Genomic DNA, 6,743 nt, shown 5'->3' with positions numbered 1-6,743 from the left:
GCAGTTTCCTATCTGATTCCGGTGTATGCAGAGACCTGGGAAGAACTTTCAGAAATCAGAAATCCACAAAAACGCTTTAATGAAGCGGAACATCTGGTACATGAGACAAAAAAGAATCATGCCAGATTTCTGTTTGACCGTCATTTCCCTAAGATGCCATCTTATCTGAGAAGAGCGGCGATTCAACACGCACTTGGAGCCGTGTCCTCCTATCAGACACGCCTTAGTTTGTGGGAAAAGGGAGAACTGAGAGGAAAACCGAAGCTGGTCTGTGAGAATCATGCGATGCCGGTATTTTATCGGGATGTCATGTATAAGGAAGCAGAACCGGGAGAAGATGCGGCACATTTAAAGCTGTTTGATGGGCGGGAGTGGAAGTGGTTTCAAGTAAAATTACTTCATACCGATATGGAATATCTGCGAAAAAAATGGAGTGGTAAAAAGGCATCTGCCCCTACTTTGGAAAGGAAACATCATAAATATTTCCTTCGGTTTTCATACACAGAGGAAGTAAGCTTATCAAAAACAGATGTAAAAGAGCAGGTGATATGCAGCGTTGATTTAGGAATCAATACGGATGCGGTCTGCAGCATCATGCGTGCAGATGGCACTATCCTGGGACGTAAATTTATAAATTTCTCCAGTGATAAAGACCATTTGTATCATGTGCTTGGCAGAATCCGCCGTTTTCAGAGGGAACATTCCTCCAGACAGGTCCAAAGCCGATGGGATTATGCAAAAAGGCTGAATATGGAGCTGTCCCGCAAAATAGCTGCGGAGATCACGAAATATGCCGCAGAGTATCAGGCAGGTGTAATTGTGTTTGAGTATCTGGAAATGCAGGGAAAAATATCCGGAAAAAAGAAACAAAAGCTTCATTTATGGAGAAAGCGGGATATTCAGAAGCTATGTGAACATCAGGCACATCGGAACAGGATTCGTGTGTCCAGAGTTAGTGCACGGAACACCAGCAGGCTGGCCTGTGACGGAAGTGGAGCGGTAGTAAGAAATCCGGAGAACCATAGCCTATGTATCTTCCAGACAGGAAAGCAGTATAACTGTGATTTGTCAGCAACTTATAATATCGGAGCGAGATATTTTATACGGGAACTTTTAAAACCCTTGCCGGAAACGGGAAGGTCTTCACTGGAGGCAAAAGTACCTGCAGTGAAGCGTAGAACCTCATGTGTTTATGCAGATTTAAGAAAGCTTTATGTAGAAGTAAACAACTTAAAAGCAGCATAAACGCAGGCAGATATACAGCGGACTACCTGTAATATGGAAACCAGCCGTATCCGGCGTGGAAAAAGTGCGTATCCGCACGAATTCTAAGTTACTGGCGTATCCGCCAATATTTAGTCTTGCCGTTTAAAACGGCCGAGAAGCACGTGACTTTAGCCATGTGAGGTTCACTGGCGTTGAGCATATTGTTAATACCTTTTTCCGTTTCTGCAAGCTGCTTTTTCAAAAGAGGCAGATCGGTGCTTTCTTTCTTCTGCAACTCCATCAGCGTATCAATCAGTCGTTCCATGACTTCATCATTCATAATTGCTTTCATACAGTAATTGAGCGTACATATAAATTAGAGGAGACCGAGGCAGTGATGCAGAAACAGATCCGGGTGGCAAACCATCGGATCGCAGATTTGGAAAAGCAGATGGAGGGATAAGGTATGCAGATTAAAGATTATGTAAAGCCGGAATTACTTGTGGTAGCAGTAGTGCTGTACTTTATTGGGATGTGGCTGAAGCAGAGTGAGACAGTGAAAGACAAATACATCCCACTCATTAATGGGCTGATTGGCGTTGCGATTTGTGCCATCTATGTGTTCGCCACCTGTGCCTGCGGCAGTGGTCAGGATATCGCGCTGGCAGTTTTCACGGCACTTACACAGGGCGTCCTTGTGGCGGGATTGTCTACGTATGTAAACCAGATTTTTAAGCAGTCAGGAAAAGAAGAGTAGAAGGAGGCGATCCGACTATCTCCCGCGGCAGTTCGGGGCGTGGCTGCCGTTGCGGCATCGCAACAATAGGGGAAAATCGACGAAAGCCGATAGAGTGAAAGAAATTTATATGCTATAATGTCAGAGTTACCGCCTCCGAAACTGGTGTCAGGAAGGAGGTGTCTGCGGTGGAAATACGATTATCTCTTATTGTTTCTGTCGTGGCGGGTGTGATTAGCCATCTCATCTGCAAATGGTTAGACGGTCACAAATAGTCGGTAACTAGCCTGCGGGTTTAAGCCTTCCCGTCGTGAAATTAGGAATAAAAACCCCCAAGGAGTCGCGATCCTTGGGGGTTTTGTCGTTGCCTGTGATGGATAACTACTATCTCTTAGCCTATCGGCATTATAGCATATGCGAAAATTCTTTGCAAGATACCCCGGAAAACAAAATTTCATATTTTTTCATATCATAAAGAAAAGAGGACAAATCTATGAGAGATATCACATTATGCCATCCGCGTCTCCAGCGCATTGCGTCCGCCTGGATCAAAGCCTGTGCGACCGAGGGTATCACAATAGCCATCGGAGAGACACTGCGGACGGTGGCGGAGCAGGACGCTCTGTACGCGCAAGGACGTACCAAGCCTGGCAACATTGTAACCAATGCCAAAGGCAGTAGCTATAGCAGTCAGCATCAGTGGGGGATTGCCTTTGATTTTTATCTTAAGATGGATGTGGACGGCGATAGCAGCATGTCAGACGATGCCTACAATGACAGCACAGGTATGTTTAAAAAGGCCGCAGAGCTGGCAAAAGCTTTAGGACTTGCCTGGGGCGGAGACTGGCGTAGCATCGCAGACAAGCCACATCTGTATCTGCCGGACTGGGGCAGCGCCACCAACATTCTTAAACAGCGTTACGGCACCTTTGAGGCGTTTAAAAAGACCTGGCCTAAAATGGATGTAGCGCCAGTCAAAGCCGACAGCGATGCCGGAGCGGCGGATCTCAAGGACATCAAGAGCGGCGCACACGGCTTGAGCGTCACTGCATCCTCGCTCATCATCCGGACAGCTCCGGCAGGTTCTGACTCTGGCAAGCGCTACACCAAGGATCAGCGTGTGCAGCCAATTAATAAATGCTTTGCCGACGGCGATCCGTGGATCCAGACTGCGGACGGCTGGGTGTCTGGCAAGTATCTTACTGGCTGGGTGTGCCAGGACGGGCGCTGGTGGTATCTGCTGAGTGGGTACACCTACCGGCACGATGCAGTCTGCCAGATTGACGGGCAGGCGTATGCGTTTGATTCGGATGGCTGGATGATTACCGCAGATCGGATAGCAGAGGACGGACATATACGATAAAATATGATGAAAAACACAATATAAGCGCATAATAAGGGGCTGTCATTCCTTGAAAATAAAGGAAAAACAGCCCTTTTTTCGTGTGATATTTCGTGTGATATTTCCCCAGAAAAAGGGGTTCTTTATACTGAAATATGCTTTCGTGGTAGATGCTCCAAAAACACCAGAAACCCTTGTAAATAAAGGAAAAATCCAGCATTTACAAGGGTTTCCGCATCCATCAAAAAAGCAGATAACGGGAATCGAACCCGCCTTTCCAGCTTGGGAAGCTAGCGTTCTACCGATGAACCATATCTGCAAATATATATTAAGTATACTGTTTTTTCTGAAAAAGTCAAGAAATTTATCTTGCCAAAAAGGGAGGAAAGTTACTGTACACGGGTAGGCACTTTTGGGATCGAAAGAGACAAATATATTCAAAACGCCCACAAAATGCCCTCTTAACACAATTTATATTTCAAAAACTCGCAGAAGGTGTTATAATAATTCCGTATGGATTAGGGCGCGGTTTTCAGGCACCCTTTTTCCGTCATAGGAAAGTGTTAAGGCACATTTTTTATTTTGTATATAAAATAGAGATTTTCTGTATCGGTATGGCGGATAAACAGAAAATAACGGAGGAAACTATGGATATAATCATTATCGGATGCGGCAAGGTTGGTACGACGCTGGCGGAGCAGCTTGTCCGGGAGGATTACAATGTGGTGATGATCGATACGTCTGCGGAGCGAATGCAGCGGGTGTCAGATGATATCGATGCGATCAAGCTGGTGGGAAATGGTGCCAGCATTTCCATGCAGATCGAGGCAGGTGTGCAGACGGCGGACATGCTGATTGCCGTGACAGGGTCGGATGAGATGAACCTTCTCTGCTGCCTGATTGCGAGAAAAGTGGGGCATTGCCACACGATTGCGCGTGTGCGGAATCCGATTTACAGCAACGAGCTTACCTTTATCAAGCAGCAGCTGGGAATTTCCATGATTATCAACCCGGAATATGCGGCGGCGACGGAGATTTCGAGAATTCTGCGCTTCCCGTCAGCGATCAAGATCGATCCATTTGCTAAGGGAAAGGTAGAGCTTCTGAAATTTAAGGTAAAACCGGAGTTTAAGCTGGACGGGCTTTCGGTCATGGATATTGACAGCCAATTCCGCTGCGATGTCCTGATAGGCGGTGTTGAGCGCGGCGATGAGGTGGCGATCCCGGATGGTAAATTTGTGATTAAAAACGGGGATATGGTGTCGATTATCGCCTCCCCGGCAAATTCGGCAGAATTTTTCCGCAAGATCGGCATCCAGACAAACCAGGTCAGAAATACGATGATTGTCGGAGGCGGTACGATTGCTTATTATCTGGCGAAACTTTTGGCGGCGATGAAGATCCGGGTTAAAATTGTGGAGAAAGATAAAGCGCGCTGCGAGGTTCTGACAGAGCTTCTGGACGATGCGTTGATCCTCAACGGCGACGGAACGGATCGGCAGCTTCTTCTGGAAGAGGGGCTGATGACGGCGGAGGCATTTGTCACCCTGACGAATATGGATGAGGAAAATGTTTTCCTTGCGCTGTATGCGAAGGAAAATTCCAGCGCGAAGCTGGTGACGAAGGTTAACCGGATTGCCTTTGACGAGCTGATCAGCAAGCTGGACCTGGGAAGTCTGATTTATCCGAAATACATCACGGCGGACTACATTTTACAGTATGTGCGCGCGATGCAGAATACGATCGGCAGCAATGTGGAGACGTTGTACCATATTCTCGACGGTCGGGCGGAGGCGCTGGAGTTTGTGATCCGCGAGGAGTCGGAAGTGACGGGCATTCCGCTGATGAATTTGAATCTCAAGAGCAACCTGCTGATCGGATGTATCAACCGCGGCGGCAATATCAAGATCGCGCGTGGACAGGACTGCATCCAGCAGGGCGATACAGTGATTGTCCTGACGAGTCAGAAAGGTCTGCGGGATATCCGTGACATCCTGAGAAAGTAGGCGGCATAGATGAATTATTCGATTGTATTTTATATCATAGGCTGGATCCTGAATTTTGAGGCGGCTTTTATGGCGCTTCCGACGGCAGTGGCACTGATTTACCGTGAGTCGGAGGTATGGTGCTTTCTGGCAACGATGGCAGTATGCCTGATGGTTGGTATGCTTTTGGTACACCGGAAACCGAAAAATCAGATCTTTTATGTGGCGGAGAGCTTTGTGGCGGTTTCTCTAAGCTGGGTTTTACTCAGTGTGATGGGAGCAGTGCCGTTTGTATTAAGCGGCTATATTCCGAATCCGATCGACGCCCTGTTTGAGACGGTATCGGGCTTTACGACGACCGGTGCAAGTATTCTGAGCAATGTGGAGCAGCTGCCGAAATGCTTATTATTCTGGCGGAGTTTTACGCACTGGATCGGCGGTATGGGCGTTCTGGTATTCCTTCTGAGTGTCCTGCCGATGGTGGGCGGTTCCCATATGAATTTGATGAAGGCGGAGAGCCCAGGACCCATCGTGAGCCGTCTCGTTCCGAAGGTTCAGATGACGGCGAAGCTGTTATACCAGATTTATCTGGGAATGACGATCCTCGAGGCTGTGATTCTGATTCTTGGGAAAATGCCGATTTTCGACGCGATCACGATCACGGTCGGAACAGCAGGTACGGGTGGTTTTGCAATCCGGAATGATAGTCTGGCGAGCTACACGGCATTTCAGAAAAATGTCGTGACAGTGTTTATGATTCTGTTCGGAGTGAATTTTAACTTTTACTTCTTCCTGCTGATGCGAAAAATAGGACAGGCCTTTAAAATGCAGGAGGTGCGGGCATATTTTCTAATCATTGCATCGGCGGTTGGCATCATTACAGTCAATACGGTATCACTCTGCGGCAATGCACTGCAGGCATTCCAGGATGCGGCATTCCAGGTCGGTTCGGTTATCACGACGACCGGTTACGCCACGGTGGATTTTGATAAATGGCCGCAGCTTTCAAGAACGATTATGGTACTTTTGATGTTTATCGGCGCCTGCGCGGGCAGTACAGGCGGCGGTATCAAGGTGTCGCGCGTCTTGATTCTGCTTAAATCGGTAAAAAAGGAACTGAAGCAGTACCTGCATCCGAGTGTAGTGGAGAAGATCAAAATGGATGGAAAGATCGTAGAGCATGAGGTTGTGCGCTCGACGAATGTGTTTATGGTTGCGTATGTGCTCATTTTTGCGGTATCTGTTCTATTGATTTCTCTGGATGAATACGATCTGGTGACGAATTTTACGGCGGTTGCGGCTACGTTTAATAATATCGGACCGGGTCTGGCACTGGTCGGACCGACCGGAAACTTTGGGTTTTTCAGTAATTTCTCAAAAGTGGTTCTGATTTTTGATATGCTGGCAGGACGTCTGGAGATTTTCCCGGTACTTCTGCTGTTTTCAAGGGAAACCTGGAAGCGGTTCTAGGGAA

Annotated in this window: 6 protein-coding genes and 1 tRNA gene; 5 read left to right on the top strand and 2 right to left on the bottom strand. The window is 47.5% G+C overall.

Translation table 11 applies throughout. The annotated features are described in order from the left end of the window. Positions 1-1,245, top strand: a 1,245-nt coding sequence (locus DWY89_RS14505; protein WP_147353324.1) for an IS200/IS605 family element transposase accessory protein TnpB, incomplete at its 5' end; no start/stop codon positions are given. A gap of 88 nt (positions 1,246-1,333) precedes the next feature. Here the strand turns inward: DWY89_RS14505 and DWY89_RS14305 are convergent. Then, a complete protein-coding gene (locus tag DWY89_RS14305; RefSeq protein WP_182434470.1) occupies positions 1,334-1,546 on the bottom strand; it encodes a hypothetical protein in 213 nt (70 codons plus the stop codon). A gap of 126 nt (positions 1,547-1,672) precedes the next feature. Here DWY89_RS14305 and DWY89_RS02365 point away from each other — a divergent pair, with 126 nt between their 5' ends. After that, complete coding sequence (locus DWY89_RS02365; protein WP_022359091.1) at positions 1,673-1,963, top strand: phage holin family protein; 291 nt, start codon at positions 1,673-1,675, stop codon at positions 1,961-1,963. Positions 1,964-2,435: 472 nt separating this feature from the next. Then, on the top strand, positions 2,436-3,305 hold the full coding sequence (locus DWY89_RS02360) for a M15 family metallopeptidase (protein WP_118523762.1): 870 nt from the start codon (positions 2,436-2,438) through the stop codon (positions 3,303-3,305). A 227-nt stretch (positions 3,306-3,532) separates the two neighbouring features. Here the strand turns inward: DWY89_RS02360 and DWY89_RS02355 are convergent. After that, positions 3,533-3,603, bottom strand: a tRNA-Gly gene (locus tag DWY89_RS02355). A gap of 328 nt (positions 3,604-3,931) precedes the next feature. Between DWY89_RS02355 and trkA the strand changes: the two genes are divergently transcribed. Together trkA and DWY89_RS02345 are read left to right on the top strand one after the other, a co-directional pair. Next, the gene (gene trkA / locus DWY89_RS02350; protein WP_022359093.1) at positions 3,932-5,290 is read left to right on the top strand and encodes a Trk system potassium transporter TrkA; all 1,359 of its coding nucleotides are present in this window, start codon (positions 3,932-3,934) and stop codon (positions 5,288-5,290) included. Between the two features lie 9 nt (positions 5,291-5,299). Next, positions 5,300-6,739, top strand: a complete 1,440-nt coding sequence (locus DWY89_RS02345; RefSeq protein ID WP_118523761.1) for a TrkH family potassium uptake protein — start codon at positions 5,300-5,302, stop codon at positions 6,737-6,739. Positions 6,740-6,743: the final 4 nt, after the last annotated feature.

The organism is Clostridium sp. AF27-5AA (assembly GCF_003478415.1).
Taxonomy (GTDB): domain Bacteria; phylum Bacillota; class Clostridia; order Lachnospirales; family Lachnospiraceae; genus Otoolea; species Otoolea fessa.
This window is presented reverse-complemented; position numbering and strand designations above follow the sequence as displayed.